This window comes from Hoeflea sp. CAU 1731 (genome assembly GCF_039888615.1).
GTDB lineage: Bacteria > Pseudomonadota > Alphaproteobacteria > Rhizobiales > Rhizobiaceae > Flavimaribacter.
Genome location: NZ_JBDQQS010000032.1, coordinates 1 through 26,145, shown reverse-complemented (window position 1 = coordinate 26,145; position 26,145 = coordinate 1). Strand labels below are relative to the sequence as shown.

At 61.3% G+C, this 26,145-nt stretch carries 35 protein-coding genes; 6 read left to right on the top strand and 29 right to left on the bottom strand.

What is annotated here, in order from left to right; all coding sequences use genetic code 11:
- Nucleotides 1-353: 353 nt before the first annotated feature.
- Together msrP and msrQ are read left to right on the top strand one after the other, a co-directional pair.
- Nucleotides 354-1,304 (top strand): protein-methionine-sulfoxide reductase catalytic subunit MsrP, encoded by a 951-nt coding sequence (gene msrP / locus AAFN47_RS27370; RefSeq protein ID WP_420406478.1) that lies wholly within the window; start codon nt 354-356, stop codon nt 1,302-1,304.
- On the top strand, nt 1,273-1,956 hold the full coding sequence (msrQ, locus tag AAFN47_RS27365) for a protein-methionine-sulfoxide reductase heme-binding subunit MsrQ (protein ID WP_420406603.1): 684 nt from the start codon (nt 1,273-1,275) through the stop codon (nt 1,954-1,956). The genes msrP and msrQ overlap by 32 nt, the downstream gene beginning before the upstream one ends.
- A gap of 169 nt (nt 1,957-2,125) precedes the next feature.
- Here msrQ and AAFN47_RS27360 read toward each other — a convergent pair whose 3' ends face one another.
- The 9 genes from AAFN47_RS27360 to AAFN47_RS27320 form a co-directional block, all read right to left on the bottom strand.
- Nucleotides 2,126-2,797, bottom strand: a complete 672-nt coding sequence (locus tag AAFN47_RS27360; protein WP_420406477.1) for a LuxR family transcriptional regulator — start codon at nt 2,795-2,797, stop codon at nt 2,126-2,128.
- A 365-nt stretch (nt 2,798-3,162) separates the two neighbouring features.
- Nucleotides 3,163-3,885, bottom strand: a complete 723-nt coding sequence (locus AAFN47_RS27355) for a cytochrome c biogenesis CcdA family protein (protein ID WP_499812381.1) — start codon at nt 3,883-3,885, stop codon at nt 3,163-3,165.
- Nucleotides 3,882-6,443, bottom strand: coding sequence for a heavy metal translocating P-type ATPase (locus AAFN47_RS27350; protein WP_420406475.1), 2,562 nt, complete (start codon nt 6,441-6,443; stop codon nt 3,882-3,884). The genes AAFN47_RS27355 and AAFN47_RS27350 overlap by 4 nt, the downstream gene beginning before the upstream one ends.
- Before the next feature lie 4 nt (nt 6,444-6,447).
- Nucleotides 6,448-8,001, bottom strand: a complete 1,554-nt coding sequence (locus tag AAFN47_RS27345) for a hypothetical protein (RefSeq protein ID WP_499812380.1) — start codon at nt 7,999-8,001, stop codon at nt 6,448-6,450.
- An 18-nt stretch (nt 8,002-8,019) separates the two neighbouring features.
- Entirely contained in the window at nt 8,020-8,697 is a 678-nt protein-coding gene (locus AAFN47_RS27340) for a cytochrome c biogenesis protein CcdA (protein WP_420406473.1), read from the bottom strand.
- 3 nt (nt 8,698-8,700) lie between these two features.
- A complete protein-coding gene (locus AAFN47_RS27335; RefSeq protein ID WP_420406472.1) occupies nt 8,701-9,369 on the bottom strand; it encodes a MerR family transcriptional regulator in 669 nt (222 codons plus the stop codon).
- A gap of 96 nt (nt 9,370-9,465) precedes the next feature.
- Nucleotides 9,466-10,896, bottom strand: coding sequence for a mercury(II) reductase (merA, locus tag AAFN47_RS27330; RefSeq protein ID WP_499812379.1), 1,431 nt, complete (start codon nt 10,894-10,896; stop codon nt 9,466-9,468).
- A gap of 102 nt (nt 10,897-10,998) precedes the next feature.
- Nucleotides 10,999-11,331: a heavy-metal-associated domain-containing protein gene (locus tag AAFN47_RS27325; RefSeq protein WP_420406470.1), complete on the bottom strand. Its 333-nt coding sequence runs from the start codon at nt 11,329-11,331 to the stop codon at nt 10,999-11,001.
- 10 nt (nt 11,332-11,341) lie between these two features.
- A complete protein-coding gene (locus AAFN47_RS27320; protein WP_127524490.1) occupies nt 11,342-11,740 on the bottom strand; it encodes a mercuric transporter MerT family protein in 399 nt (132 codons plus the stop codon).
- A gap of 76 nt (nt 11,741-11,816) precedes the next feature.
- On the opposite strand from AAFN47_RS27320, the gene AAFN47_RS27315 reads away from it, so the two are divergent.
- Nucleotides 11,817-12,230 (top strand): MerR family transcriptional regulator, encoded by a 414-nt coding sequence (locus tag AAFN47_RS27315; protein ID WP_420406469.1) that lies wholly within the window; start codon nt 11,817-11,819, stop codon nt 12,228-12,230.
- Nucleotides 12,230-12,556 carry a YnfA family protein gene (locus AAFN47_RS27310; RefSeq protein ID WP_420406468.1) on the top strand — a complete coding sequence of 109 codons (327 nt, stop codon included), beginning with the start codon at nt 12,230-12,232 and terminating at the stop codon, nt 12,554-12,556. Before AAFN47_RS27315 ends, AAFN47_RS27310 begins: the two co-directional genes overlap by 1 nt.
- A 45-nt stretch (nt 12,557-12,601) precedes the next feature.
- Here the strand turns inward: AAFN47_RS27310 and AAFN47_RS27305 are convergent, their stop codons facing one another.
- The 19 genes from AAFN47_RS27305 to AAFN47_RS27215 form a co-directional block, all read right to left on the bottom strand.
- Nucleotides 12,602-12,808 (bottom strand): hypothetical protein, encoded by a 207-nt coding sequence (locus AAFN47_RS27305; RefSeq protein WP_420406467.1) that lies wholly within the window; start codon nt 12,806-12,808, stop codon nt 12,602-12,604.
- A gap of 90 nt (nt 12,809-12,898) precedes the next feature.
- Nucleotides 12,899-13,639, bottom strand: a complete 741-nt coding sequence (locus tag AAFN47_RS27300) for a cytochrome c biogenesis CcdA family protein (RefSeq protein ID WP_499812378.1) — start codon at nt 13,637-13,639, stop codon at nt 12,899-12,901.
- A gap of 30 nt (nt 13,640-13,669) precedes the next feature.
- Nucleotides 13,670-14,473 carry a DsbA family protein gene (locus tag AAFN47_RS27295; RefSeq protein ID WP_420406602.1) on the bottom strand — a complete coding sequence of 268 codons (804 nt, stop codon included), beginning with the start codon at nt 14,471-14,473 and terminating at the stop codon, nt 13,670-13,672.
- A 17-nt stretch (nt 14,474-14,490) separates the two neighbouring features.
- Nucleotides 14,491-15,117 carry a hypothetical protein gene (locus AAFN47_RS27290; RefSeq protein WP_420406601.1) on the bottom strand — a complete coding sequence of 209 codons (627 nt, stop codon included), beginning with the start codon at nt 15,115-15,117 and terminating at the stop codon, nt 14,491-14,493.
- Complete coding sequence (locus AAFN47_RS27285; RefSeq protein WP_420406600.1) at nt 15,114-15,563, bottom strand: copper chaperone PCu(A)C; 450 nt, start codon at nt 15,561-15,563, stop codon at nt 15,114-15,116. The genes AAFN47_RS27290 and AAFN47_RS27285 overlap by 4 nt, the downstream gene beginning before the upstream one ends.
- A complete protein-coding gene (locus tag AAFN47_RS27280) occupies nt 15,563-16,207 on the bottom strand; it encodes an SCO family protein (protein WP_499812377.1) in 645 nt (214 codons plus the stop codon). The genes AAFN47_RS27285 and AAFN47_RS27280 overlap by 1 nt, the downstream gene beginning before the upstream one ends.
- A gap of 87 nt (nt 16,208-16,294) precedes the next feature.
- Complete coding sequence (locus AAFN47_RS27275) at nt 16,295-16,582, bottom strand: hypothetical protein (protein ID WP_420406598.1); 288 nt, start codon at nt 16,580-16,582, stop codon at nt 16,295-16,297.
- Nucleotides 16,575-17,000, bottom strand: a complete 426-nt coding sequence (locus tag AAFN47_RS27270; protein ID WP_420406597.1) for a hypothetical protein — start codon at nt 16,998-17,000, stop codon at nt 16,575-16,577. The genes AAFN47_RS27275 and AAFN47_RS27270 overlap by 8 nt, the downstream gene beginning before the upstream one ends.
- 13 nt (nt 17,001-17,013) lie before the next feature.
- Nucleotides 17,014-17,622 (bottom strand): TlpA family protein disulfide reductase, encoded by a 609-nt coding sequence (locus AAFN47_RS27265; RefSeq protein ID WP_420406596.1) that lies wholly within the window; start codon nt 17,620-17,622, stop codon nt 17,014-17,016.
- Nucleotides 17,619-18,224, bottom strand: a complete 606-nt coding sequence (locus AAFN47_RS27260) for a DsbE family thiol:disulfide interchange protein (protein WP_420406595.1) — start codon at nt 18,222-18,224, stop codon at nt 17,619-17,621. The genes AAFN47_RS27265 and AAFN47_RS27260 overlap by 4 nt, the downstream gene beginning before the upstream one ends.
- A complete protein-coding gene (locus AAFN47_RS27255; protein WP_420406594.1) occupies nt 18,221-18,706 on the bottom strand; it encodes a c-type cytochrome in 486 nt (161 codons plus the stop codon). The genes AAFN47_RS27260 and AAFN47_RS27255 overlap by 4 nt, the downstream gene beginning before the upstream one ends.
- Complete coding sequence (locus AAFN47_RS27250; RefSeq protein ID WP_499812376.1) at nt 18,703-18,825, bottom strand: hypothetical protein; 123 nt, start codon at nt 18,823-18,825, stop codon at nt 18,703-18,705. The genes AAFN47_RS27255 and AAFN47_RS27250 overlap by 4 nt, the downstream gene beginning before the upstream one ends.
- A gap of 16 nt (nt 18,826-18,841) precedes the next feature.
- Nucleotides 18,842-19,330 carry a DUF411 domain-containing protein gene (locus tag AAFN47_RS27245; RefSeq protein ID WP_420406593.1) on the bottom strand — a complete coding sequence of 163 codons (489 nt, stop codon included), beginning with the start codon at nt 19,328-19,330 and terminating at the stop codon, nt 18,842-18,844.
- Between the two features lie 11 nt (nt 19,331-19,341).
- Nucleotides 19,342-20,289: a WD40/YVTN/BNR-like repeat-containing protein gene (locus AAFN47_RS27240; protein ID WP_499812375.1), complete on the bottom strand. Its 948-nt coding sequence runs from the start codon at nt 20,287-20,289 to the stop codon at nt 19,342-19,344.
- A 2-nt stretch (nt 20,290-20,291) separates the two neighbouring features.
- A complete protein-coding gene (locus AAFN47_RS27235) occupies nt 20,292-21,002 on the bottom strand; it encodes a c-type cytochrome (protein WP_420406591.1) in 711 nt (236 codons plus the stop codon).
- Nucleotides 20,999-22,480 (bottom strand): multicopper oxidase family protein, encoded by a 1,482-nt coding sequence (locus AAFN47_RS27230; protein WP_499812374.1) that lies wholly within the window; start codon nt 22,478-22,480, stop codon nt 20,999-21,001. The genes AAFN47_RS27235 and AAFN47_RS27230 overlap by 4 nt, the downstream gene beginning before the upstream one ends.
- Before the next feature lie 132 nt (nt 22,481-22,612).
- A complete protein-coding gene (locus AAFN47_RS27225) occupies nt 22,613-22,951 on the bottom strand; it encodes a hypothetical protein (protein WP_499812373.1) in 339 nt (112 codons plus the stop codon).
- A gap of 419 nt (nt 22,952-23,370) precedes the next feature.
- Complete coding sequence (locus AAFN47_RS27220) at nt 23,371-23,793, bottom strand: hypothetical protein (RefSeq protein ID WP_420406589.1); 423 nt, start codon at nt 23,791-23,793, stop codon at nt 23,371-23,373.
- A gap of 55 nt (nt 23,794-23,848) precedes the next feature.
- Nucleotides 23,849-24,262, bottom strand: coding sequence for a MerR family transcriptional regulator (locus AAFN47_RS27215; RefSeq protein ID WP_420406588.1), 414 nt, complete (start codon nt 24,260-24,262; stop codon nt 23,849-23,851).
- Between the two features lie 182 nt (nt 24,263-24,444).
- Between AAFN47_RS27215 and AAFN47_RS27210 the strand changes: the two genes are divergently transcribed.
- Both AAFN47_RS27210 and AAFN47_RS27205 read left to right on the top strand, forming a co-directional pair.
- Entirely contained in the window at nt 24,445-24,969 is a 525-nt protein-coding gene (locus AAFN47_RS27210) for a copper chaperone PCu(A)C (protein WP_420406587.1), read from the top strand.
- Nucleotides 24,970-25,159: 190 nt separating this feature from the next.
- The gene (locus tag AAFN47_RS27205; RefSeq protein ID WP_499812372.1) at nt 25,160-25,750 is read left to right on the top strand and encodes a transglutaminase-like cysteine peptidase; all 591 of its coding nucleotides are present in this window, start codon (nt 25,160-25,162) and stop codon (nt 25,748-25,750) included.
- A 1-nt stretch (nt 25,751) separates the two neighbouring features.
- Here the strand turns inward: AAFN47_RS27205 and AAFN47_RS27200 are convergent, their stop codons facing one another.
- The gene (locus AAFN47_RS27200) at nt 25,752-25,946 is read right to left on the bottom strand and encodes a hypothetical protein (RefSeq protein WP_223479644.1); all 195 of its coding nucleotides are present in this window, start codon (nt 25,944-25,946) and stop codon (nt 25,752-25,754) included.
- Nucleotides 25,947-26,145: the final 199 nt, after the last annotated feature.

Genomic DNA, 26,145 nt, shown 5'->3' with positions numbered 1-26,145 from the left:
ACAATGGTGGCGTCTCGCAATGAAGAGATCGCCTGTTGCGAACATATCTCTATGAGGCAGCCAGCGTGTTGATACACCCGACCTGAACAACATCATGAGGCATTCGACCTCGGAAAGGACCATGACCCCGGCGATGGTATTGGGAGGCAACATTGACAATCATCCGCAAGTAAAGGGCCGTTTGACATGAATCGCCCACGCTGTCTGCTGTCGGAGACACGCGACGCGATGGGTGAACCGGAATTTCTCGGACACGGAGTTGTGTCGAGATTTGAGTTTTCTGCAATGGGGGCCGAAAGTAAGATTACCCCTCCAGCCTAGGCTTCGCGCACAGTATATCAGAAAGTAGCTTCATGCCGAACTCTCATTCTCGTCTAATTGCTCCGTCGGAAATAACGCCGAGCAAGATTTATTTCGACAGACGTAACATGCTACTTGGAACGGCAGCACTGGGATTTGGAGCGGCACTTCCCAACCGACGTGCGGCGGCCGCCCCGCTGACAACAGTCAGTAGCAAAATTCCCACCTCGATCAATCCGACTTCGCTTCAAGACATCACCAGCTACAATAACTTCTACGAATTTGGCGTTGGAAAGGAGGACCCGGCGGCGTACGCCCATACGCTGACGACCAAACCGTGGTCGATCACTGTCGACGGTCTGGTCGCAAAGCCGCAGGAGTTGGGCCTGGAGGACCTGCTGAAAACCGTGACGCTGGAAGATCGTATCTATCGGATGCGCTGCGTCGAGGGCTGGTCGATGGTCATCCCATGGGTAGGTTTCCCCCTCGCAGACCTCCTCAAGCGCGTGAATCCTTTAGGGAGTGCAAAATACATTGCCTTCGAAACTCTGATGCGCCCGGAGGAAATGCCAGGTCAGGGTGGATATTTCCCCGTTTTGGATTGGCCCTATGTCGAAGGATTGCGGCTCGACGAGGCCATGCATCCGCTGACCATCTTGGCGGTCGGACTGTATGGTGAGACGCTGCCCAATCAGAACGGCGCGCCGATCCGCCTCGTGGTTCCATGGAAATATGGCTTCAAGGGGATCAAGTCGATCGTCAGGATGAGCCTTGTCGAAAAGCAACCGCCGACCTCATGGAACATGCAGGCCCCCAGTGAATACGGCTTCTATTCCAACGTCAACCCGGAAGTAGACCATCCACGTTGGAGCCAGGCAATGGAACGGCCGATTGGCGAAGGCGGCGGCCTGTTCGCCAAACGCGTTCCGACGCTGCCTTTTAATGGATATGCTGATCAGGTTGCCGGACTTTATGCCGGCATGGATCTGCGGGCGAATTTCTGAAGCAGCCATGGCGCTTGGGGCAAGAGAAACAGGATCTCGGCGGACCGGAATGGTACAACTGCGTATATCACCGCTGGCGGTCTATGCGGTCGGGTTCATCCCCGCTGTCTGGACTTTCTATCTCGGGATCATCGACCAACTCGGTGCCGATCCGATGCGGGTTCTCGAACAGACGCTCGGACTATGGGCGCTGCGGTTCCTAATAATCACTCTGGCGATCACTCCGCTGCGCGACCTGTTTGGATACAATTTCGTGCGTTACCGCCGCGCCTTCGGGCTGCTGTGCTTCTACTATACGCTCCTGCACCTTACGACCTATGTCGTACTCGATCAGAACTTGAATATCGCGGTGATCCTGAACGATGTCTTCAAACGGCCCTTCATCACTGCCGGCGTGTTAAGTTTTGTGGTGCTGACGCTGCTGGCGATAACTTCCAACAATATGATGATTCACCGAATGGGCGCGGCATCATGGATCAAGCTACATCGCTTCGTCTATCTCGCTGCTGCGGCGGCGGCGGTGCACTTTATACTGCTCGTCAAATCATGGCCGATGGAGCCGCTGGTCTATTTTGCGATTGTGATGACACTATTGGCCTGCCGTCTGTTCAAACGCATTCGCAAACGTCGCCGCAAGCTGGTGGCGATTTGATGCTGTCTGACGTCAGCGCCCATCGGACAAATTTAGGGGTTTGAACAACGGAGGATTTCTGGTTCATCGAAGCCAATATGGAGCGAAGATGCACAAGAAATCCGGAACATCGAAGGATGCTGCTGACAAGCTGGTCAGGGGTATCAGGCGCAAGACCAGCAAACAGTATTCAGCCGAGCTTATAGCGAGCTCTCTCCAGATAGCAGCGGACAGTGTGTGCCGACAGATCAAGAATAACCGCGCACTCCCAGGTGGTCTTTCCCTCCGAGACCCATTGCAAGCATTCAAGTTCGCGTGGTGACAGCATTTTCACAGACAGTGAATGCCCCTCCAGTTGGAGGACTTTTTCGTGAAGGTGCACCGCGAGGACCTGAAAATCCTGCATATATTCGAATCTTGCGTGTTCCCAATCGTGGTCGGAAGCGTCGGAAGTAATCGTGAACAAGCTGCGATCACCACCCCTGCCGTGGATTGGAATCGTTATCCCTCGCGGGCCGAGACCGAACTCGGATGCTTCTCCAAAAAACCTTCTCAGGTCGCCTTCTGGCGATCCGCACTCCTCCCAGTCGGAGGGGAGCAGGCGTCGGAACCCTTGCTGGACAACTGGGTCTACTTCAAAATAGCGTTGGCGCTTATAATGCTCAACCCAATCCGAAGAATAGGTTACCGTTAGATAGGGTATATTCCGAGTTTTTCCGATACCTATACCGAGGTAGGCTGCCGATGTTAAACCGTAGCTGGTAGCTATATCACCGATCATCTCTTCTATGGTTGCCTTATCTGCTGCGGATGAAATGTTCCACAACAACGTTGACAGATTTGAATTCTGCTTTTCGATCATCATCCCTCTCTTACACCTGAAAAAGCAATATTGTAGAATACTGATATCAAGCGATATTTTGACGAGGCAGAACGGTCGTGAATTAGTTCTCGGTGACACCGATTTATGACAGTTCAACTTTGGAGTTGGCCATCACCCCATGTGGATATCGGTGCTTCGCAATGAATCTAGGTGCAAATTTGTTTCGATCCCATCTTGCTCGGTAACAACGAAAGGGTATGGGGAGTTGAGAACCGCGAACGGCGCAAATCAGGGGGGTCATGGGCGTCGTTCCGTTGATCGAGGCAACCGGAAAGATAATCGCGCGAGGCGGCGGAAGCGCTTACGGTCTTTATATACGCTGAAATGCGATGGACATTCTTAAATCAGGCCAGCCACCCGGCATAAAGCGCCGTCTGCCAAGCGAAATACCCCGCCGCAGCCATGAGCAACACGCCATCCACGCGCTCGGCCCAGAGCATGACACTTCGCGTGTGCCTGAACTGCGCAAAGCTCGCCGCCGTGGTTCCCGCAATCACGAGGGGCGTTCCGCGCGCCAGGCCGAAGCTGCCCATGAGCACGGCTCCCAGAATGGGATCGGCGGTCGAGGACGCCGCGACCACGACGGGGAAGAGTAGCGGCGTGCAAGCCGGACATGTGGAAAGTCCGAAAGGCAAGCCCAGAGCATAGGCGCCGAAAAGCGTGCTGGCCGATCCTGCCGAAGGACGAAGCATCGGGATGGTGATGTGAATGACGCGCCACAACGCCAGTGCGGTCACTGTCAGGATGAGGGCCAGCAGTCCGTAGACATAGGCCAGCGCAGAAGTCAGCAAGCGGAGTACCGCAAAGCCAGCGAGACCGAACAGGCCTCCCAGGATGGCATCGACGGTAACGATCCCGAGCGCAAACCCGGCCGACAAGCAAAGCCCCCGCATGCGTGCATTTCCTGTTGCGTTCGTTCCTTCGCTAGCGCCAAGGCCGGTGGCCACGGCGATCAGTGGAAACGAACTTGGCGCGATCCCGACGATAAAGCCCGCCAAGAGGACGAGGGCGACCGTAAGCGGAGTGAGACCGTCGATACTCTGCAAGAGCGTTTCGATTCCACTCATACGGTCTGCTTTCCATTCGTTTGTGCTCGCGGCGATTCGACCTGCCCGCCGACACGGTGACCGAGTCGGATGATCGCGTCCGAGATATTCCGGGACGCGAGGCGGCCAGGGTCGAAGGTGACAGTAAGCGTCTTGGCCGCTGGATCGCCGCTCACGTCGAGGATACCGTCCTGCATCGTCAGGCCAGCAGTGAGCGTGTCGACACAACCCTGACAGTGGATACTCGGCACGGAAAACCCGATGGTTTCGCGCCCCTGCGGGCTTTTTGCCTGGGGTTTCGTCATGACAGCGTGCTCCTTAGTGTCCGGTACGGCGCGGCGGTCGAAGAGACGCCCACCGAAGGAGTTCGTGAGCACTGCGCTGACCGAAAGCGCCATCGCGATCATCGCCCAGGAGGGATGCACCAGACCTGTCGTCGCCAACGGCACGCCGAGTCCGTTGAAGAAGAAGGCAAGCCACAGGTTCTGCACCGTCTTTCGATAGCTGATGGCGCCTATACCGATCGCTTCGCCAACGGCGCCTACGCGGGCGCCGATCAGAACGACGTCGGACGATTCGATGGCTATATCGGTGCCCGCACCGATGGCGATACCGACATCGGCCTGAGTCAGCGCGGGCGCATCGTTGATGCCGTCACCGACCATGGCCACCCGGGCGCCCTTGGCTTGCAGATGGCGCACGATCCCCGCCTTGTCCTGCGGCAGGATCTCGGCATGGACAGTGTCAATGCCGGCCTGCCGCGCGATCGCCTCGGCGGTCAGGCGATTGTCGCCCGTCACCAGCAGGGGCGTGGCACCTTGTCTCTTGAGCGCCGAAACGGCTTCGCATGCATCGGCTTTCAGTGTGTCGGCCAGCGCCAGCACGGCAGCCGGCCTGCCGTCCACCGCCAGGACGACAGCCGTATGCGCGCGGGCTTCCTGCTCTTGCAGCGCGGCTTCAGCGGTCTCCGTATCGACACCTTCGGCGCTGAGATGGCGCGCCGTGCCGACCAGCACCCGCGCGCCATCGACGCTGGCGGACACCCCACCGCCGGTCACTGAATGGAAATCTCGCGCCTCGGCCCCGACGATACCCTCCTCCCGGGCGCCGGCGGCGATCGCCTTGGCCAATGGGTGTTCGGAATGCTCCTCTGCGGCAGCGGAAAGCGAGAGGGCCTCTTCGCGGTCGAAGCCGTTCAGGGGAATGATCTTGACCAGGCGCGGCTTGCCCTCGGTCAGCGTACCGGTCTTGTCGAGCACGACATGGGTAATGTCCTTTAGGATCTGGAAGGCTTCGCCTGAACGAATGAGAATGCCGCGAGTCGCGGCAATACCGCCGCCCCGGATTAGCGCCAGCGGCGTCGCCATGCCAAGGGCGCAGGGATATCCCATGACCAGCACGGTGACGGCGGCATAGATGGCACGTACCCAATGCGGCTCGCGGCTCCAATCATCCGGGGCAAGGCCCCAGAACAGAAGCGCGGCGAGCGCGATCAGGAGAACCGTCGGCACATAGCGCTTCAGCACCTTGTCGACCAGCACCACGATGCCCGGCTTCATCGCCTTGGCTTCCTCGACATGGCGGGCAACCTGATGGAGGAAACTGTCCTCGCCGATGCGCGTGGTCTTAATAAGGAGCGCGCCGGTCTGATTGATCGACCCGCCGATGACGTCTGCGCCGATAGCCTTTTCAACGGGCACGGACTCCCCGGTGATGATCGCCTCGTCCACGGCGCTTTCGCCGTCGATGACCTCACCGTCCACCGGAATGCGCTCGCCGGGACGCACGCGCACATGATCGCCCACCGCGACCCCCTCAATGGCGACCTCGCGTTCCACGCCGTCGCGGATGACATTCGCCGTGGCGGGCTGCATGGAGAGAAGCCGTCGCACGCTTTCCGACGCCTTGGTGCGCACCAGAAGCGAGACCCAGCCTGAGAGCAGATGATAGGCAGTGAGGAAGACGACGACGCCGAAGAAATCGACCGCGGGGAAGCCTACAAAACCATACCAGTCGAACCACGGCATGGGCGCGCCAAGCACGCCGCCGATATAAGCGCCGATGGCGCCAACGGAGAGCAAAACATGCTGGTTGGTGATGCCGCGCTTGGCGGCACCCCAGGCCATGCGGATGATGCGCCGGCCGTTCCAGAGGAAGACGAAAGTGGCGATGACCCACGCGCCCCAGACATGCCAGTCGCGCATCTGCCACAGTCCGAGCCACATGGCGGCCATGGCGGCGAATAGGACGAGCGCCGCGAACGCGGCCATGGCGAGATCGGTCGCCTCCTGTCGGATGGCTTTCCTCTGTTCCTCGAAGGCGCTCACCTTGCGCGGATCGCGGATGGTGAAGCCCAGATCGGTCAACGTGCGCTTGATCCGGCTTTCATCGGTTTGCTCAGGCGCGAAGCGGATCAGAACCTCCTCATGGGCGAGCGACACGTGTGCCTCCCGCACGCCCTTGTCCCGCAGGAGCGCCGATGAGATCGAGTTTGCGCAGAACGAGCAACTTATGCCGCCGATCTTGAGTTGCAGCGTGCCGGCCCGCCCGGATGAAGGCTCTGTTGCAGCGACGGGCATGGTGTCACCTCTTCAGTTCGCCGAGAGAAGCGTCGGGCAGGAAGACATCGGTTCGGCCGTCGTCGCTCCGGATGGCGAGCATATTGGCGAGAAATAACGCGTCGCCCGTGCGGAAGGTCGGATCGCTCACGCTCCAGCCGCCATCCGCGTAAACCACCTCGGAGGCGAAGACGGGCGCCTTTCCGGTGCGCTCCGCTTGGGGAAGCGCGGGGTGGGCGAAGCGCTCGGGCAACTCGTTTTCCAGATAGGGCTTTGCCACCAGCGGCAGCGGGCTCGCCTGCATGAGGCCGGAGCGGATGACGGCGTTCTCAAAGAAACGCGGGAACAGCGCGTTAGCGTGGGACGAGAGGTCTTCCGGACCGTACCAGCGCATGGCACCGAGCGCCGCCGTAACCGCGCCTGCCAGACGCGGCGTATAGATCATAGGTTCCTCTCCGCTGCGGAACAGTGAGGCCACATCGTCCCAACGCGGCAGCAGACGATCGCGAAAGACCGCGGCGGCCGCTTCTCCATAGCCGGGCTCGGCCAGCAGCCGGCCGGCCTCGGTCAGGCCGTAGATCGCAAAGGCGATATCCTCGATCTCCGTTGCCTCACCTTGCTTCAAGGCGTCGGCATGTTCGCGGGCGAACCGCAGCGCATTCGCCTGCTCCTCATCGTCACCGGTTGCAAGCGCGAAGCGCCCCAGCGCCTCGATGGCGAGACCGCGATCGGCCGGCGTCTGCGGTGGCAGCTTCCGGACCGCCGCGAAAGCCTTGCGCAGAAGGTCGCGATAGCTGTCGGGATCCGTCAGGTCGCGGTAGGCCGCGTGCCAATAGTCATCGCGTCCACTCGTGCCGGCCAGGATGATATTGGACGCCGCCCACAGCACCGCGATCTGATCGCGCGGCGAAGGCTCGCCGAAGGTGCCGTCCGTCCGGAGCGGCGCAAACAATCCCGCCGGGTTAAGAAGCCGCTTCTTAAGCGTCTGGGCCTGCGCGCGCGCCTGTGGGATCATCATCAACCCGGCGAGCTTGTTGTCCGGCAGGTCGTGGAATTGCAGGTGGAACTCAGGACTCGTGATCTTGGCCATCGCCCAGGCCTGAGCGCTTGGGTCGAGCGTCCGGTCGACGGAGGATTGCTCCCAGACCAGCGTCCGCGGCACGGTAAAATCCGGCGCGCCCGCAAAGCGCGGCTCCGCGCCAGCGTAGAGCGGGCCGACCGCCGCCATGTCCGGCATGGCAGGGCGCGTGACGTAGCCGGCGTGACGCAGCCATTCATCGCGCTCATAGGGCGAGATGATCAGCGCCTCGCCGAGGCCCGGGAACATCACCGCATTGGCGAGGTTGGACAGGGCCGCAAAATAGACCGCCGGCCTGACATTGGTTTCGTCGTAGTGGAACGTCTCTTCCGCTCGCGCCTGGGCGGCGAAAAGACCGGCCGCGACAATGACGCCGGCGAAGGCCGGTGCGACGGCTCTTCCTGCAAAACCTACAACCATGGCTGCCTCCGATTCCTCGTGCCCCGCATGGGGAGCACGTTCGAGAGGCAGTTTGCGCTCCGTACCAAGATACGGAGTCAAGGGCCATTCGTGATGAATTCAAGTGGAGGTCGGCAGTGTGGCGAACACGCCGAACCAGATCGACCACAGACCGAGAACAATGAGAAGGACCCCCGCCCAAAAGGGCATCCGCACCGACAGCCCCGCCAAGCGGTTGAGCATCTGCCGCGCCGGCTCGAAAGCCACCGCCGCGACCAGCGGCAGCGACAGGGCAAAACCGAACACCGCCAGCGACACGAAGCCACCGAGCAGCGCCGAGCCACTCGACCCGCCGGTCGCTGCGAAACCGAGCAGGACCAGGAGAAGCGGCGCGGCGCAGGCGGGGATGTTGAGGCCGAAGATGACACCCAGCCCGATCGAACCGCCTGTGCCGTTCAATCCGGCCAGTCTCGGACCGAGCGATCGCATCAGAAACCCGGCCCGGCCGGTGAGATAGAGCACACCGATTGCCGCATAGACGGTCCCGAGCACGATCCAGGCGCCACGTTGGAACCCGACAAATGCCGAGCCGACCAAAACCGCCGCCACACCAAGACTCCCGATGAACAGCGCCCTCGTCACAGCGAAAAGAGCCGTTTCGGCGAGCTTCTGCGTGTCCTGCCTGCCTTCCAGATACTTGATGAATATCAGGCTGGAGCCGATCGAACAGGGTTCGATGAATCCGAACAGGCCAAGTCCCAATGGCAGGATGAGGAGATTGAACAGCCCGGAATCCATTATTCAAGAGGACCCCGTGATCGAATAGCCCACCCGGACGATCGACTGCTTCAACCGGTCCCTGTTTGTGGCCGCGGGATCGAAGCCGATGGCGGCCTCCCGACGGCTGAACGAGACGTTCACCTCACTAACCCCCGGCTCGCTCAAAAGCACGGCTTTGACCGTGCGCGCGCAGCCATCGCAGTGCATTCCGTCGATCCTGAACGTCGCGCGCGTTTCCACATTGCCGGAGCGGCTTTGCGAAGGCGTTGGGGTTGTCGTCGCGCGCCGATGGCTCAATGCCTCCATGATCGTGCAGGCACTCAAGTCTCCACCGCCGGGACAAGTGGCGATCAGGGCGTCGAGCGCAGACTTGATTTCTTCGAGTTGCCCGATCTTGCGCTCGACCTCCCGACGCTTGGCGACCGCCTGCATGCGCACGTCGGCACAGTCAGCTTGCCTGTCCGTTTTCAGAGCCAGAAGCTCTTCGATCTCACGCAACGAAAAGCCAAGTTCCTGGGCCTGCCGGATGAAACGGATGCGCTCGACGGTCCCAAGATCATAGTGACGATAGCCGCCGTCACGGGGTTTGCGCGGCTGCGCGATCAGCCCGCGCCGCTCGTAGAAACGGATGGTCTCCACACCCACACCTGCCTTTTCGGCAGCACGGGCAATCGTCATCGGATTTGCCATGGCTCCTCACCTTTCAAAAAGATATAGACTCCGTACATTGGTACGGAGTCAACAAGTGAGAAGGCGAGCCGTTGCAACCTGACCAGATCAAAGTCATTACCCCGCGCAGCAGGAAAGCTTTGCAATGTCCTTGCCAAAGCCCTGCGCGGCGAGCTTCAGCCCTTCGACCGTCGTAAGGTACGGGAAGATCGTCTCCCCGAGAGCCTTGGCTGTCATGCCGTGCTTGATGGCGAGGACGGCAGTCTGGATGCTGTCCGCACCGTCCGGTGCCAGGATTTGCGCGCCGAGCAGTCGATCGGTCCCTGCGTCCGCCACCAGCTTGATGAGCCCGCGCGTGTCGCGGGCGACCAGCGCCCGTGGTACCTGGTCAAGGGGAACGATCGAGGTCTTGGGCTCGAATCCGGCGGCCCGGGCGCCCTTCTCGGTCAGCCCCACGCCCGCGACCTGCGGATCGGTAAACGTCACCCACGGCATGGCGGTGCTGTCGTAGGCGAGGCTGTCACCGTTGAGCGCGTTGAGGGTGGCGAGCTTTGCGCCATAGGCAGCCATATAGACGAACTGGTCGCGGCCGGTGACGTCGCCCGCGGCGTAGACGCCGGGCTTCGAGGTGCGCATCCGCTCGTCGACGACGATGCCGCCATTGGGCGAAAGCCTTACCCCCGCTTCCTCAAGCCCGAGACCGGCCGAATTGGGCCTGCGGCCGGTCGCGACGAGGACACGCTGCGCCGTCAGGAGCTCCGTCCTCCCCCCGCGGTCGATGGTCAGCTCGACGCCGTTCTCGATGGCTTTGATCGCCCGGTAGGAGAGCCCGGTCAGAACCGAGATCCCGTCATTCATCAGATAGCGGGTCAAGCTTTCCGAGATTTCCGGCTCAGCCTCGGGCAGCAGGCGACTGCGGGTAACGAGGGTGACCTTCGTCCCCGCCCGCGCGAACATCTGCGCCAGCTCGCAGCCGATATAGCCGCCGCCGAGGACCATGAGCGAAGCTGGCTGATCGGCCAACTCCAGGGCGGTGGTGCTGGTGAGATAAGGGACATCCGCTATGCCGGGAATATCGGGCAAACCCGGCGCAGACCCCGTCGCCACGATGATCTTGTCCGCCGCGATTGTTGCGCCGTCGACAACAACGCCCTGACCGTTTAGGCGCGCCGCGCCTTCGAGATAGGCAACGCCGTTGTAGTCGGGCAGTAGGTCTATATATTTCTTCTGGCGCAGCGTCGCGACCAGATCATCCTTCGCCGCGATCAACCGGCCCCAGTCCACAATATTCGCCTCGCCCGCAAGACCGGGAAAACGTCCGGCGGCGCGCGCGCCGTGCAGCGCTTCCGCTGCGCGGATCATGGTCTTGGATGGCACGCAACCGATATTGACGCAGGTGCCGCCGATCGTGCCGTGGCCTATGAGAGCGACATTCGCGCCTTGTTCGGCCGCCGTGATGGCGGCGGAGAAGCCAGCCGAGCCGGCGCCGATGACGGCCAGGTCGTAGCCATTCTTGCTCTTGTCGTTTGTCGAGCAGCAATCGGACATGTCAGGCATTTTCCTTGTTTGGTTGAGTCTCGCATGAGCAGCACGCCGCGATAGTCGTGCCGACGATACCGGTTCTGAGGATCGTCGCGTGTTTCATCGCGCCTAATCTTTCACCTCTGCCGGGTATCCGGCATTGGCCGAGGCAGCGATTATGGCTTCGGCGGTCGTCACCGACGGATCGAACACCACGGTTGCCGTTCTGGCATCGAAGTCGATCTCGACCTGTCTCACACCTTCGACACCCTCCATCGCCGTTCTCACAGTGACGGGGCAGAGCGCGCAGGTCATGCCCGGCACGTCGAAGATCGTGGTCCGTTCGGTCTCCGCCGCCAGCGCGATCGAAACTAGAGTTGGCGATGAGACAGACCCGATAAGGGGAAGGCCGGACACGCCGATAGCCATCAATCCCACCGCAGCAATGAAAAGTCGTTTCATGTTATTCCTCCTAATAGAAAAGCCGCGCCCACCAGTTGATCGTCAGCGCCAGGACGACCAGAACCGTCGAGAGCCAAAGGGCAGATTTGGTGATGAGGGCGGATTCGGGACGGGCGCAGTAGGACCCATCCTCGCAAGCGGGTCTGGTCTTGAAATAGACCTGCCGGAACCCGAGCCCGATGAAGACCAGCGCCACGCCGGCAAAGATCGGCTTGTAGGGCTCGAGCGCGGTGAGGTTGCCGATCCACGCGCCCGATACGCCGAGCATCAACAATAAGAGCGGCGCAATGCAGCAGGTCGAAGCCAGGATGGCGCCAACGATTCCTCCAGCCGCAAACCATCCCTTTTTCCGATCTGCCACTTGCGTTGGCGCGTCTGGCGCGACGGCTTCGATCTTTGTCTCGCTCATGCGGTTCGCCCTCGAATTTCAGTCGAAGGCAAGCTACGGTCTGTAGCAACTACAGACTCAAGGAGAAATTCGCGCCATGGCTGATCACATTTCCGGGAAGCGATTGCAGCGCGCCGAGTTGGCAAGGCACACGGGCTGCAATCTCGAAACCATCCGCTATTACGAGAAGACCGGCATGATGCCCGACCCGCCGCGCACGGCGTCGGGTTACCGCGTCTATGACGACGGCCATGTGTCGCGGCTGCGTTTCATCCTGCGCGCCCGCGAACTCGGCTTTTCCATCGAGCAAATCCGCGGCCTGCTCGACCTCGTCGATGGCGGCACTCAGACCTGCGCCGAGGTGAAGGAGCGGACGGAGCTGCACCTCGCTGATGTCCGGGCCAAGATCGCCGACCTGAAACGGATCGAGAAGGTGCTTGCGGAAACGGCCGAGCGATGTTCCGGCGAGGACGTGCCGGAATGTCCCGTGCTGGAGGCGCTGGCATCGTGATGACAACACTCGCAATTTATATCGGCGCGGCAATAGCGGAAATTGCCGGCTGCTTTTCCTTCTGGGCTTGGCTACGCTTGGACCGCTCGCCGCTCTGGCTCGTGCCGGGCATGGCCGGTCTTGCCCTCTTTGCCTGGCTTCTCACACGCATCGACAGCGATTTTGCGGGCCGCGCCTACGCGGCCTACGGCGGCGTTTACATCACGGCGTCGCTGTTCTGGCTTTGGGCAATGGAATCTCAACGGCCCGACCGCTGGGACGCGACGGGCGCAGCGGTCTGTCTGGTCGGCGCTGCAATCATTCTGTGGGGTCCGCGATCCATTTGATGGATAGAATCGGGATCGATAGGCAATGTAGCCGACGCGCCGAATTCATGACTTTCCAGAGCCGCAGGTCCCGACCAGATCGCGATAGGCATCGATCAGCGGCCGAGTGCTTGCAGTAGAGATCGGGCGTTCGCAATCCAGTTTCTCTAGTGCTGCGAGCATGAATTCGGCGATGTCTGGTCGGTCTTGCTTGCGGGCGCATCTGAACACGCGTAGAATATCACGCTCCAACTGTTCGGCATTTGTGGTCATCACCGTCGCCTCCTTGCTTGAGGTCAAGGCTGCGCTATCCGGCAACGGGAAGGTCAAATCACGATTTCTTCAACTCTCCCCGGGTCGAACTCAGCCAATTGAAGACAAGATCGGAAACGTCTCCAGGAGCCAGAAGGCGAACGCCGACAGATAACCTGTCATCATGGCAACGCCCATGACGATCATGACCACTCCGGCCAGCACTCGCAGACTGCGTCCGACGCGTCCGAACGCCTTTAGCCTTGCGGCCAGCGTGTCGGTGAACAGCGCGGCAAGCAGGAACGGTACGCCAAGACCGAGCGAATAGATCGTGAGCAGCGTGATGCCGTCAGCGAGCGTCGCCGACGCGGCGCCGACCGTCAGGATGGCGCCGAGGATCGGGCCGATGCACGGTGTCCAGCCAAAGGCGAAGGCCAGGCCGAGGACATAGGCCGAGAGGGTTCGTCCGCCGGGCAGATCGAGGTGGAAGCGCGCCTCGCGCATCATCCACGCCGGGCGGATCGTTCCGAGCATGAACAGCCCGAACAGCGTGACGATCCCGCCCCCGACGATGTTCAACTCGAACCGGTAACTGAGCAACAACTGGCCAAGCGCCGAGGCGCTGGCTCCGAGGATCACGAAGACCGTGGTGAAGCCAAGCACGAAGCAGAGGCTGAGACCGAGCGTCGTGCTTCGGGTGACAGCTATCTCACCTGACGGTGAAGCAAAGGTCGACCGGCCGGCGACGTAGGAAACATACCCTGGCACCAGCGGCAGCACGCAAGGCGACAGGAACGAAATAATGCCGGCCAGGAAGGCGCTGAGGATCCCGATGTTGGAGAGTTCAGGCATTTGGACAAACTTTCAGAGGCGGCTCCGGCTTCATCGGCCCTGATCCTTCCGGGCCTGGTCGATCAGCCGCTGCATGGTTTGCAAGTCGGTGGCGCCGCGCAGGATTTCCTCGCCGATGACGAAGCCCGGCGTGCCGTTGATCCGCAGCGCCCGGGCGAGCGCAAGATTGCGCTCGATCTCGGCGTCGATCGCGGGATCTTGCATGTCGGTCCGGAGTTGTTCGACATTGAGGCCGATCTCTTCGGCGACAGCGATGACCTGCGCTTCGTCGGCGGCACCTGACACCTGCATCATCGCTTTGTGGAACTGCGGGTAGAGGTTCTGCCTGCGAGCCGCGAGCGCCGCCCTGGCCGCGAATACGGAATTTGGCCCCAGAATGGGAAACTCCTTGTAGACGATCCGCAATTGGGGATCGCCTTCTTCGGCCTCCACCATCGCCGGTGCGACCTGGCGGCAATAGGGACAATTGTAGTCGAAAAACTCGACCATCGTGACGTCGCCTTGCGGATTGCCGCCGACAGGGCTTTCGGGACTGTTGAGCAGTTCGTCGCGATGCGCGGCAAGGGCCGCCTGAGCCTCCGTCTGTTCCGCCTCCCGTTGCTTCCGTTCGAGGTTCTGCATAGCCTCGACGATGACCTTCGGGTTGGCGACAAGATAGTCGCGCACCCGCCGCTCAAACGCACTCTGTGGCAGGTTCTCCGGCGCGGTCGCCATTTGTCGGCCTGTCTGGAACCCTGGATCGAGCAGATACCAGGCGCCTGCCGCGATGATCAGCAGCAGGGGCAAGAGGAGAAAGCCGAAGCGGCGCCCCGTGAATCTCGAAAACTGCGTCAACTTCTTTCTCCCGCTGTTCAGAACATGCCTGTCAGCCATTCCCACCATCCATTTTTGGCAGGTGGCTTTGGTGCATGCGCGTTGTTGATGAGCTGGTTGATGTAGAGGGTCAGATTTGTCTTGCTGAAATCGGAACCGTGGAAAATACCGGCATGCCGTCCGTTACGGTCGATGACATGCGCCATCGGCAACTCCTGGCCGCGACTACTCAGAGCGGCAAAACGATCCGCTGCGGCGGCAGTCGTCTCCTCGTCCGATGGGATCACGGGCTGCCAGTTCGCCTCGTCCCACGGTGCTTGGATCGACGCATCTGCGTCGTGAACGGTTACGAACGTGACCATTCCCTTCATCGGCGAAACATTCACCTGTTCTTGCACGCCTGCGAGAACGGCCTGCTGTTTGGCACATGGACTGTCACAATTACGCGGAGCAAAGCTCAGCACGATGATCTGATCATTAAGATCGCCGAGGCGCAGAACGTCGCCACCTGATTTTTCGATATCCAGATTGGGCGTGGAAGGGTGATCGACGACCTCGAAGGCCGGCTCCTGTTCAGTCATCACCTCATCGATGCGCTCACCGGGATGGTTTGCAAATGCCGGCTGTGCGACCAGCAGTAAGGCCAGGATCAGGAAGCGCTTCATTCAGCAGCCTCCCTTGGCCCCTCGGCCGCTATTCCGAGCACCGAAACCTCAACCGTGATCTCTCCGGCGTTCTCGAAGCTGAGCGTCATTGGGAATGTCGTGCCCTCGCTGAGTTTGACTTGCAGTCCCATCAGCATCAGGTGCATGCCGCCGGGTGCGAGCGTGACCCGCTCACCTGCCGGCAACTCAAGCGTTTCGATGTGTTTCATGCGGCTTACGTCGCCGTCCTTTTCGACTGCGTGAATCATGACCCGCCCGGCAACAGGCGTGGTCACACCGAGGAGCCGATCTTCCGCGGCACTCTCGATCGTGAGATAGGCGGCGCCGGGACGGGACGCGAGGATACTCGCGCGCGCCCACGCGTCGAAGACGCGGATACTCTCCTCCGCGAGTGCCGGCGATGCGACCACCAAGGCCACCACCACTATTGCAATCAGTTTTCTCATCATTGTTTCCCGCTCATACTTGCAAGGACATCGGTGGCCATCTCTTCTGCGGACTGGTCACCTTCGCGAAAGACATCCTCAAAGCCGCCCTCTGGAGTCATCACGTAGATGTGCCCGGCGTGCGCCATCAAGTATCCGTCCGGAGCCGTTTCCTCTTCCATTTTTTCGTAGTAGACGCGGAAGGATCGGGCAGCCGCAGCGACCTCGGCTTCCGTTCCGGTCAGCCCAATCAGCTTCGGGTGAAAGGCCTGGACGTATTCCGCCATGACCTGCGGCGTGTCGCGGGACGGATCGACCGTGATGAAGATCGGCGCAACGCGCTCGATCTCGCCGCCAAGCCGATCCAGCACGTTTGCCATATAGGCGAGCGTGGTCGGGCAGACATCCGGGCAATGGGTGAATCCGAAGAACACGAATTGCCAGCGCCCGAGGAAGTCGGCCCCGGTTACGCGATTGCCGTTGTGGTCGATCAACGAAAACGCGGTGCGAATTGCGGCTTCGCCGACGGTGACCGGCGGAGATGGTTCGCGGACCCCAATGGTCCGAACGAAATAAACGCCACAGAGCGTCAGCACAGCAGCGGCCACGAGGATCCATAGGCTGAAGCGTATGCGTCTAAGCTGCGTTGTTTTGGTTGATGTCATATCAGTCATCCTCGAAAGGCCCTGCCCAAGCACGGCCAATCGCGATACGGCCCCTCAATTGTCTTGCGATGCCAGGCTGTGCCCGGTCTAGCCGTTCGTCCCTGGGACGCTATTGTTGTCGGGCGATTTCTCGCGCCACTGCTCGTTGAGCCGTCCGGAGCCGTCATGACTCATGGACTGCATCATCCTGTTGCAGCCCTCCATCATCTCGCTCATCTGGCCCATCATGTTCATCATGCCGCCCTGGCCCATCATGCCGGAACCCATCATGGAATCGCCGGACTCCTCTGAGGAATGGGCGTAGAGCGCGGGTGCAACCGCGAGGCCCGCGATAACGGCAGAAGCAATAGCAAGCGCTTTGATCGATTTACGCATCGGTCGGTCTCCTTTCCTTGGAGAGTTGCGGTTCGGGGCTTGCAAGAACGGCGGCGTCGCCGCTCATGGGAGCCGGGCGGTCAGGCGGTGTGTCGAGAGCAACGGCCTGCGTGACTGACCTTGCGTCCTCGATCTCCGCCGGGCCGGCGTTGCTCGCGGCGGTCGAGCAGGACTTGCCGCCTGACCGGTTCATGCACAGGCCGAGGGCGCACATGGCGAGGCAGGGCAACACGCTGATCAGGATCGGCGCGATGCCGGCAGCGGCCAACCAACTCCAGTTCAACGCCAGGCCCGCCGCGATCGCCAGTCCGGCGAGCACAAGCAGGCCGCGTCGGCTGCCGAGATGATAGCGAAGGGCATAGAGCAAGTCGCGACCGAGCGAGCCGTCCTGAGGTTGTGACTGTTGTGTATGGGCCATGGAGGCATCCTTTTCAGTTTGGCGTCAGATGGGTATTGAGGAATGCGATCATCTCGGGCGTGTCCCACTCGGCCGGACCGACGAGCCTTCCCAATTCGCGGCCTTCGCTGTCGATGAGAAGCGTCGTCGGCAGTCCCGGCGCCTGGAGGGCGAACGAGGCACGCATCGAAGTGTCGATGTAGAGCCCAAGGTGCTCGATGCCGATCTCGGCATAGAACTTCCGAACCACCTCCGGTCCGGCCCTGTCGACGGAAAGCGGCACAACCTCGAAGGCAGGGTCGCCATGTTCCGCTTCGAGCGCATCGAGCGTCGGCATTTCCTCGCGGCAGGGCACACACCACGTCGCCCAGATGTTTAGCAATACGGTCTTGCCCCTCAAATCGGCCAGCGTAATAGCCTCACCGTTCCCGTTCTCAAACTTGATTTCGGAGAGCGGCCGCGGCGCCTCGTGGATCACGAAGGACCGGGACGAGGCCGTCTCTGCCTGTCCTCCGCCTTGAGGCGCACGCGTTGGGGTGCCTCCGCTGAAATAGATCACGCCAACGATCGCGATCGCGGCCACTGCGAGCGTGCCTGCTGCCAGTAACACGATTGCGCGCTGTCCCTGCGGGAAGATCCTCATTGGCCGTCTCCTAGGACGCTTTCGCCTTCCGCCTGACGGCGCAGTTGCTCCACGAGCGGCAGGATAGTGCCGGTGAGTACCTCTTCGCTCACCGGGCCGATATGCTTGTAGGCAACACGTCCGTCGGCGCCGATTACGAATGTCTCAGGCACGCCGTAGACGCCCCAATCGATCGCCACACGCCCACTGATGTCGGCCCCCGTGCGCGTGTAGGGGTCACCAAGGCTGTCCAGCCACTGCGCTGCGTCGTCCGGCTGGTCCTTGTAGTTGAGGCCGTGCAGCGGCACGGTGCCTTGCGCCGCAAGCGCCATGAACAAAGGATGCTCCTCCCGGCAAGCAACACACCAGGACGCGAAGACATTGACCAGCGACACTTCGCCCTTGAGATCGGCGCTCGACAGGCCAAGCGTCCGGCCCTTGACCGGCGGCAGCGCGAAGTCGGGCACCGCCTTGCCGATCAGAGTAGATGGTAGGTTGCCTGGATCACGCGTGAGCCCCCAAGCCAGCACCACGGCTAGCATGGCGGCGAGAGCTAGCGGCAGAAAGACCAGGAGATTGCGGCGCCGCATTGGGGCCATGGGATATTCGTCAGCCCTGCTCATGAGCCACCCCCGTCCTTGGCCGTTATGCGAGCCTGGACGTCCCGCTGGCGCTCGGGCCAGGTGCTCTTGATGAACGCGAGCACGGATGTGATCTCCTCGTCGCTCAGGATTTCCCTGAAGGCGAGCATGTCGCTCTCATAGCCCGGGACGACACCGCCGACGCCGAGCTTGGTAATGGCGAACAGGTCCTGGTCGGAGTGGTGCCAGGTGTGGCCGCTCTCATCGTGCGGAGGTGCCGGCATGCGGCCGTTTTCCAGCCTGCGCTTCCAGTCCGGCTGACCTTCGAGGTTTGCACCGTGGCAGGACGCACAGTTCTGCGCATAGACCTCTTGGCCGAGGGCGATCTGCTCACCGGTTACGGGCTGGCCACGGAAGGTCACGTCCTGCGTACTCACATCACCACCCAGCAGTTGCGCGAACGCGGCGATGGCTGCCACGGCCGAAACAGCGACAGCGGAAAGAAGGATTACGCCGCGCCTCATTTCGGTCCCCGCAGATATTTTATGAGCGCCAAGAGGGCGAGGATCAGGACAGCGAGGATCAAAAGCGCCAAGAGCCCGCCGCCAGCCATCATCAATCCCATCATGGACCCATCCATCATACATGCTCCCATGGGATCATTCCTCGGAGTAGACAGTCACGCCGTTCTCGCCGAAGGCGTAGGTCTTCAGCGTGCCGGTCTTTTTCGGCGCCATCCCGGGAGCGTTGGCTGGCATGCCGGGGAGGGTAATTCCGGTGATGTCAGGGCGTTCGGTGACCAGGCGATCGATGATCTCGGCCGGCACGAGCCCGCTTACGACATAGCCGCCGATTTCGGCCAGATGACAGCCAATGCCTTGCTGTGGAACCCCGACCTCGATCGAACGCTTGTCGAAGTCGGGGTCGTCGACGCGCGTCACCGCATAGCCGTTGCCTTCCAGATAGTCGGCATAGGCATCGCAGCACCCGCAGCCCGGATCCCGCCAGATTGTGATCGCCTTGTCGCCAGAATCTGCCGCGACGGATGACCCTCGCAGGGGCGCGTTCGCTGATCCCAGCGACCAGTAGGCGATGCCCCCAGCGGCGACCACGGCGACGACGGCTGCGGCAATTGTCTTTCTGTTCATGATATTCTCCGTTATGCGCGCGCAAGCGCGGTCCAGTTCGCGCCGCCATCGCGGCTTTCAACGAGGCCATCGCCGGTGATGGCGACGACCTGATCGGCATTGGTGGGGTGAACAGCGACGGCCAGCGCGCTTGTGCCCGATATTTGCGACCACACGACTCCTGCGTCCTGCGATTTCCAGATGCCCGAAGGCAGCGCGGCGTAAAGTCGCGTGGGCAGCGAAGCCGCGCTGGCCAGTCCGTGGATCATCCCTTCGGGAAGGGGCGCTTCCGACGGAGCCGGATTTCCCGAGACAAGCGCGTCCATCGCATCACCCGGCTGTACGTCCTGCCAGCGGCAGAAACAGTCAGGCACGCGGGTGAGACCGAGTTCGGTTCCGGCGTAGATCCAGATGCCGCCCATGCCCGTTGCCAGATCGACCGAGGCCAATGCTGTCACATCGCGTTCGGCGTCTGCCAGCCACGGCCGGTCCATCGCGAGAGCCCATGATCGACCGGCATCCTCGCTCTTCCAGAGACCATCGCCGTGGATGGCGGCATAGATGGTATCCGGCACGGCGGCTGCCACGGTGACGGCCGTCACGGGGGCATCTGGCAAACCCTGGCTTCTCGCCTCCCAACCATCCCCGCCATCTTCGGACAGGGCGATGCCGCCGCCCGCGAGACCCGCCGCGATCCGACCGGGCCGCGCCGGATGCGTCGCAAGCGAGATAATGCCGCCTGCCGCCGGAGCGGACAGCTCCATCCAGCCGCCGGAGCCATCGCTGCGGGAAAGGGTGTCTCCCGCCAGGATCAACGCGTCGCCATCGAAGGCGATTGCGGCGCCGGCTGCTGCGGGTGCGGCGCGAAGGCTGAACGGCAGGCCGATCAGCCCGGCGCCCGCCACCATCGTGCCAAGGAAGGCACGTCTGGAAAGGCGAGTGGAGTTTTTGGTCATGGTCGTCATGTTGGTGTCTTTCATATTCAGCGCGCCTCACAGCCTTCGGTGACGAGCTGATTGAGGTCGGCGAGACTCCGGAAGACCACCGAGAAACGGTCGCCGCCCATCCCGGCGCCAAGGATCACAGGAACGCCCGCTGGCGGGCCGGTCTCGACGCTGTCGATCTTGAGCCGGATATTCTTCTCCCAATACGGCGTTTCCCGGCCGTCACCGGTGGTGATGAAATAGCTGTCCCCGCAATGGCGAATTGCCGTGACACGCATTTTCGGCGATGGCTCGCCGATCGGTTCCGGCGCCCCGGCGCGAAGCCAACCAGCCGGGATGAGACCTTCGTCCACAACCTTCCTGCCGCCGCCGGGCTGGCCGGCGATTTCGAGGAAGGCGACAAGGTCGGCGCGTGCCTCAGGGTCGTCGATCCCGCGGAACGTCATGTAGGTGTCGGGAATCATGCCCGCCGGATCCTTCAGCCAGCCGTCGAGCGCGGCAGCGTTCCAGGAGAAGTCCGCGTCCTTCAGTCCGCTCGAATAGCGGACAAACCCCTCCGCCGTGCCCGCCATGCGTCCCATGAAGCCGTCCAGGCTCGGGCCGCTGAGGTGCAGTCCGGGTTCGAGACCATGGCAGGCGACGCAGGCGCGATAGACCTGTGCGCCACGCCGCACGTCCCCGTCGGCAAGCGCAACCGAACTTACCGAAAGGCCGGCCAATGCGGCCAGGCAGAGGACCATCCGGCTCATATTCCCTCCTCCTTTCCGGAAACGCGGATCACCCCCATCATGCCGGCGGCCTGGTGCTCGAGGATGTGACAGTGGAACATCCAGTCCCCCGGATTGTCGGCGACGAAGGCGATCTCGACCTTCTCGCGCGGCGCCATCAGAACCGTGTCCTGCCACTCGCGATGCGCCGTCGGCTGGCCGTTCCGCGACAGGACGCGGAAGGAATGTCCGTGCAGGTGGATGGGGTGATGCCAGGCTGTCGCGTTGGTCATCGCCAGGACGCATGTGCGGCCGCGCGGGAGCGTCAGCAGCGGGTCCATGACGTGGCCGGTGGCGGCCTTGCCGTTGATGAACCAGATGCCCTGGCCATGCATCATGTTCATCATGTTGCCCATCATGCCGCCGGAGGACCCGTCCCCCATGCTGCCGCCCATCTCGGACATGACCATCTGGCCCATCATGCCGCCGTTGAACGTCACCTCGTGGCGGATCGCGCCGCGCAGGTCAGGCTCGGCAAGCGGATTGGCCGGCAGTTCCACCGGCCAGTCCGGAGCACTTTCCCTCAGCGCTGTTTCCGCATAGGCGAGCTCGACCAGCCGGTACTCCAGTCCCTGGTAGAACCTGTCTACCACGGTGACCCGGTTGCCCGGCCGGCCGGTCATGTCGAGGATCAGGTCCGTCCGCATGGCCGGACCGAGCGTGACGAGCCCGTCCGACGACGCATGGGGTGTCACTGGCTGACCGTCGAGGGCGATCACGACCGGCTTGAGACCGGCGAAGTCGAGGCCGAAAATGCGGGCATTGGCGGCATTGATCAGGCGCAGCCGGACCCGTTCGCCCGCGTGGACCGAAATGCTCTCCGGCAGCCGGCCATTGATGGTAACCGTGTTGCCGATCCGGCCGTTGTGCATCAAGTCGTGCCCACTGCCGAAATCGTCGCTGATCGCCGCGTCCCTGGTCAGCCGCCAGTCGTCCAGTATCCAGGTCAACTCGCGGTCGACGCGAACGGGTTCGGCTTCTTCGATGATCAGGGAACCGTAGAGACCGCGCCCCACCTGTACCGTGCTGTTCAGGTGCGGGTGATACCAGAAGGTGCCGGCGTCCACGGCGTCGAACTCGTAGGTGAAGGTCTCGCCCGGAGCGATTGGCGTTTGCGTCAGATGCGGCACGCCGTCCATAGCGTTTGGCGTGCGCACACCATGCCAGTGAACCGTGGTTTCTTCATCGAGGCCGTTTTCGACCTCGACGCGCAGGCGGTCGCCTTGGCGGATGCGGATCTCCGGGCCCGGCACCATATCGTTGTAGGCCCAGACCGGCGTTTCTTCGTAAGGCTCCGGAACGAGGCGCGTCCGTCCCGGTGCCGCCCTCAACGAGAACTCCTTGACGGAAGCGGCCCGGGCGTTCCGGAGTCCGGCAACCGGAATCACCGTGCTGGCCGCGAAAGCCGCGGCGGATGTGAGAAAGGTCCGACGCGTCGGCGTCGGCAGATACAAGGCCATGATGTCCAACCATCCTGAGAGGGCGCTTGAGCCCGCACGCGCTGCCCGCGCGATGCGAAGCGGGATCATGGGCGGCCAGTGTGACCGCGCATGATTTCGGACCCCGCTAGCCGAGCTTAAGACCAGGCGGCGTCAGCTCAGGATGATGGATCGGGGAGGATAAGGGTCCGGCGGTCCGGTGCGCCCGGCCACGCTTTGAAGAACCAGACTTTCGGTAGTCGTCTCGGCTCTGGGGAGGCTTGGCTGGCCCGACGGCACGACACCCAGAATTGGGGATAGGCAAGCGTTGTCGCACGGCTGCACATCGCCCTTGCTGCCCGGGCAGTCCTTACAGTCGCCCATGTCCGCGCCATCCGTTGCGACAAGCGTCATTTTTATGCTCATCGTAGCAGCGTTGGCAGCGTGTATCATCGTTCCCGCCGCGAAAGCGACGAACACCGCGATCATGAAAATACGGACATACGTTGCCATTCCTTACCGTGTACCTCGAATCTTGCGCGCTGTCAATGTGCACACGGTCGCAGTTCATTTCTAGCCGCTGCAGATGAGCAACTTCAAGACGCCGCTACCCTCCTCCGCGCCCTTTCGGACCTTTGTGAAGAGGCCGCCTCTAGATCCGACCGGCTCAAGGACCAGCGTCAGCCAGGCGAAGCGTCACTCTCGAAGCCGCAACCTGCCCTGTTTCGTAGACAGGCGCATGTTTCTCGCCCTGCGCGTTGTTCTCGGTAGCCGCCGATACTCAGATAGACAGCATACGCGAACATCATCGAACACAGCCGGCTCATGGCGACGATCGCCGCTTCGGTGGCACACAGACGAAGCGCAAAGGACCGGCCACGGCGGAACACGGTCTTCGCCCAGCGGCCGAATTTGGCGCAGGTTAGCAAGGCTCAAATCGCCGGTTCACTAATTTGGAAACGGCAATAGTATGTCTTTCGTTCGACAATACCCCGATCCGCTGGAATACCCGTCAGCGTCAGCGTTGTAACCGAGGTGGAAGGCGACAAAACGATCGTTCCTGGAATTTTCATTCCAGAGGAATAGGTCGTCTCGATCCGAGAGGGCGTAACGATGAGATAGAGTTCAAGCTCGTCCGTCTCGTGGTGCGGAACTCTTCCCCACAGCCAGTCCTCTGCCTTGGCAATGGACGGTCTGACATTGGCCACCAAGCCGCGACAATCCGCATCCGTAGGAACGCCAGGTCCGGGGTACCAGAGATAGACACCCATGGGTCCGGATGCAGCGAAGGTGCCGGACGTTGCCAGACACAGCATCACAAGAAGTTCGCCAATTCGGAAGCTTCGGTTGGACATGCCGTCACTTGTAACCTTGCTGCGACCTAACCCCGCGAAGGAGACAACAACCAAGCTAGTGCTCGTCTTCGCACAAATCATGGCTGGCAAGCGCGCGGATCACATAGCAATCCTTGATCTGTTCGCCGTCGCAGCCGGTAGCGATTCGCGCCAGTTCACGCTCAAGTTTGCGAAGCTTTCCGATTCGCTCACGGACCGCGTGCAGTTGTTCCGCTGCTATCCGATCCGCACCGGCGCATGGCTGGTCCGGGTGTACGCTGAGTTCGATCAGCTCGCGTATTGCCTCGATCTTCAGCCCGAGATCGCGGGCGTGCTTGATGAATGCGAGTCGGTCTCGTTCCTCAGGCGTATATCGGCGCTGGTTTCCTTCAGATCGCTCGGGTGGAGCCAGAAGCCCCATCTGCTCGTAATAACGTATTGTCGGTATCTTGACACCGGTGCGCCGGGACAGCTGTCCAATCGTCAACATGGCAGAGCTCACAACAATTCCAACATTTCTATAGAGCCTAGAGATATAGCGGTTGCCCCGCAATGGGAACATTTGCCGCAACAGAACACACTGTCTTTCGAACCGTGGAGTTCCGTGGGACACTTGAACCTCTAGCAGCCTGAGGTCATATAAAGGGACCTGTCACGTTAAGGAGAGCCGTCATGATCCGTCTATTGCCGACAATGGTCCTTGGGCTGCTGATACCTATGGCGGGCGGGCATGCCACAGAGGGGCCACCAACGCATGGCGCCAGTCCAGACGAACTGTCAGTCGAGCACGCTGAGATCGTGTTGCCAACTTCTGGAAAGTCGCAGCTCACGGGCTACTTGACCATCTGGAACGGCAAGCGCGTGCAGGCGAATCTCGTGTCTGTTGAAAGCCCTATTTTTGAGTCTGTCGCGCTCTACAATATGGAGCAAGCCGGTGATATCGCCAGAAAGCGCCGGGTGGAAGGTATTTTACCCATTCCCGGTAACGCGGAGCTTTTGATGCGGCCCGGCGGCGTGCATCTGTTGCTCACCCAGCCGATACAGGCGCTCTCCTCAGAAGAGGCTGTCGAGTTGACGCTGGTTTTCGATAGCGGAAAACGTATTGCGGTAACCGCCACAATTCTGGCTGCCGGCACGTCCGTAACAGATCATCACCATGGAAACGGGGATGGCGTTCAGGGTAGCGGTCAACTGTGAGCCGCCGGCCACCTAAAGACACGACTTGACGGGCGGCCAATGCTGCCCTCTAGTCGCGGTTAACGACGGGTTTCGATACCAGCGGGAATTTGATACTCATTTACATAAACTATAACTTATTGTTTTCGCGTGATTTTTAGTCCCAACAGCTAACGTCTCTCCCACAATATTCTTGGGGGAGACTGTCACAATGCATCGACTTGTTCTGGGCGCGGTCGCGCTCGCCATCTCGTGCGCTTCGGCTGGAGCCAACGCACTGCATCTCAATCCGTCGCAGCCGGCGCAGGCGAAGAACATGGAAACCTTCGGAAACACGTCAATCCCGATCGGCTACTACGAATACTGCCAGCGCTACCGTGAGCGTTGCGATCGTCAGCCGGAGGGGTCCAAGGTCGAGCTGACACGGGAACTCTGGAAAACAATTATCGAGGTCAATAACGAGGTGAACACCACCGTGGAGCCTCTGACGGACAGGGAGATTTTCGGCGTCGAGGAGCGCTGGGACTATCCGGACCAGGTCGGCGACTGCGAAGATTTTGCACTGGAGAAACGGAAGATCCTTAACGAGAAAGGCGTGCCGCTGGGGGCGCTGCTGATGACCGTGGGCCGGGATGCCGACGGCGGTGGCCACGCAGTCCTTACGGTGGTGACTGATCACGGCGATTTCGTCCTCGACAACGTCGAGCCGCGTGTACTTCTGTGGAGGGAAGCAGAGCTGTACTATCTCAAGCGGCAGTCGCCTGACGATCCAAACAAGTGGGTCAGTCTCGCCTCCAGCTGACTCAGTCCGATCCGATCGGTCTGAGCCACGCGAATTCGAACGCCGCAGCTACGGAAAGCACAAAGGCTGCGGCGTTTCCATAAACCATTTCCATGATGTTGTGTCCGCCGAGCAGGCAGTAGAGCCAGAATATGGTCGCCAGGACAGGGTAGACGGCCACGCCGGCAACCAGAAATGTGGCGATGCGTGCAATCATGGTTGCTCCGACGATTTGGGTTCACACCGTCAACTACTAACGTCCATAGCGCACCCACGCCATTCACTGGTCGGTGATCGCGTCCGGCGACCCTACATTGCTCGTGCTAAGCTCCGCTTCCATGTGCCAAAAGCTAAACGCGAAAGCCGCTGCCACGAATGCAACCAGCGCCAGCATAACAAGGACATTGCGGGACCGG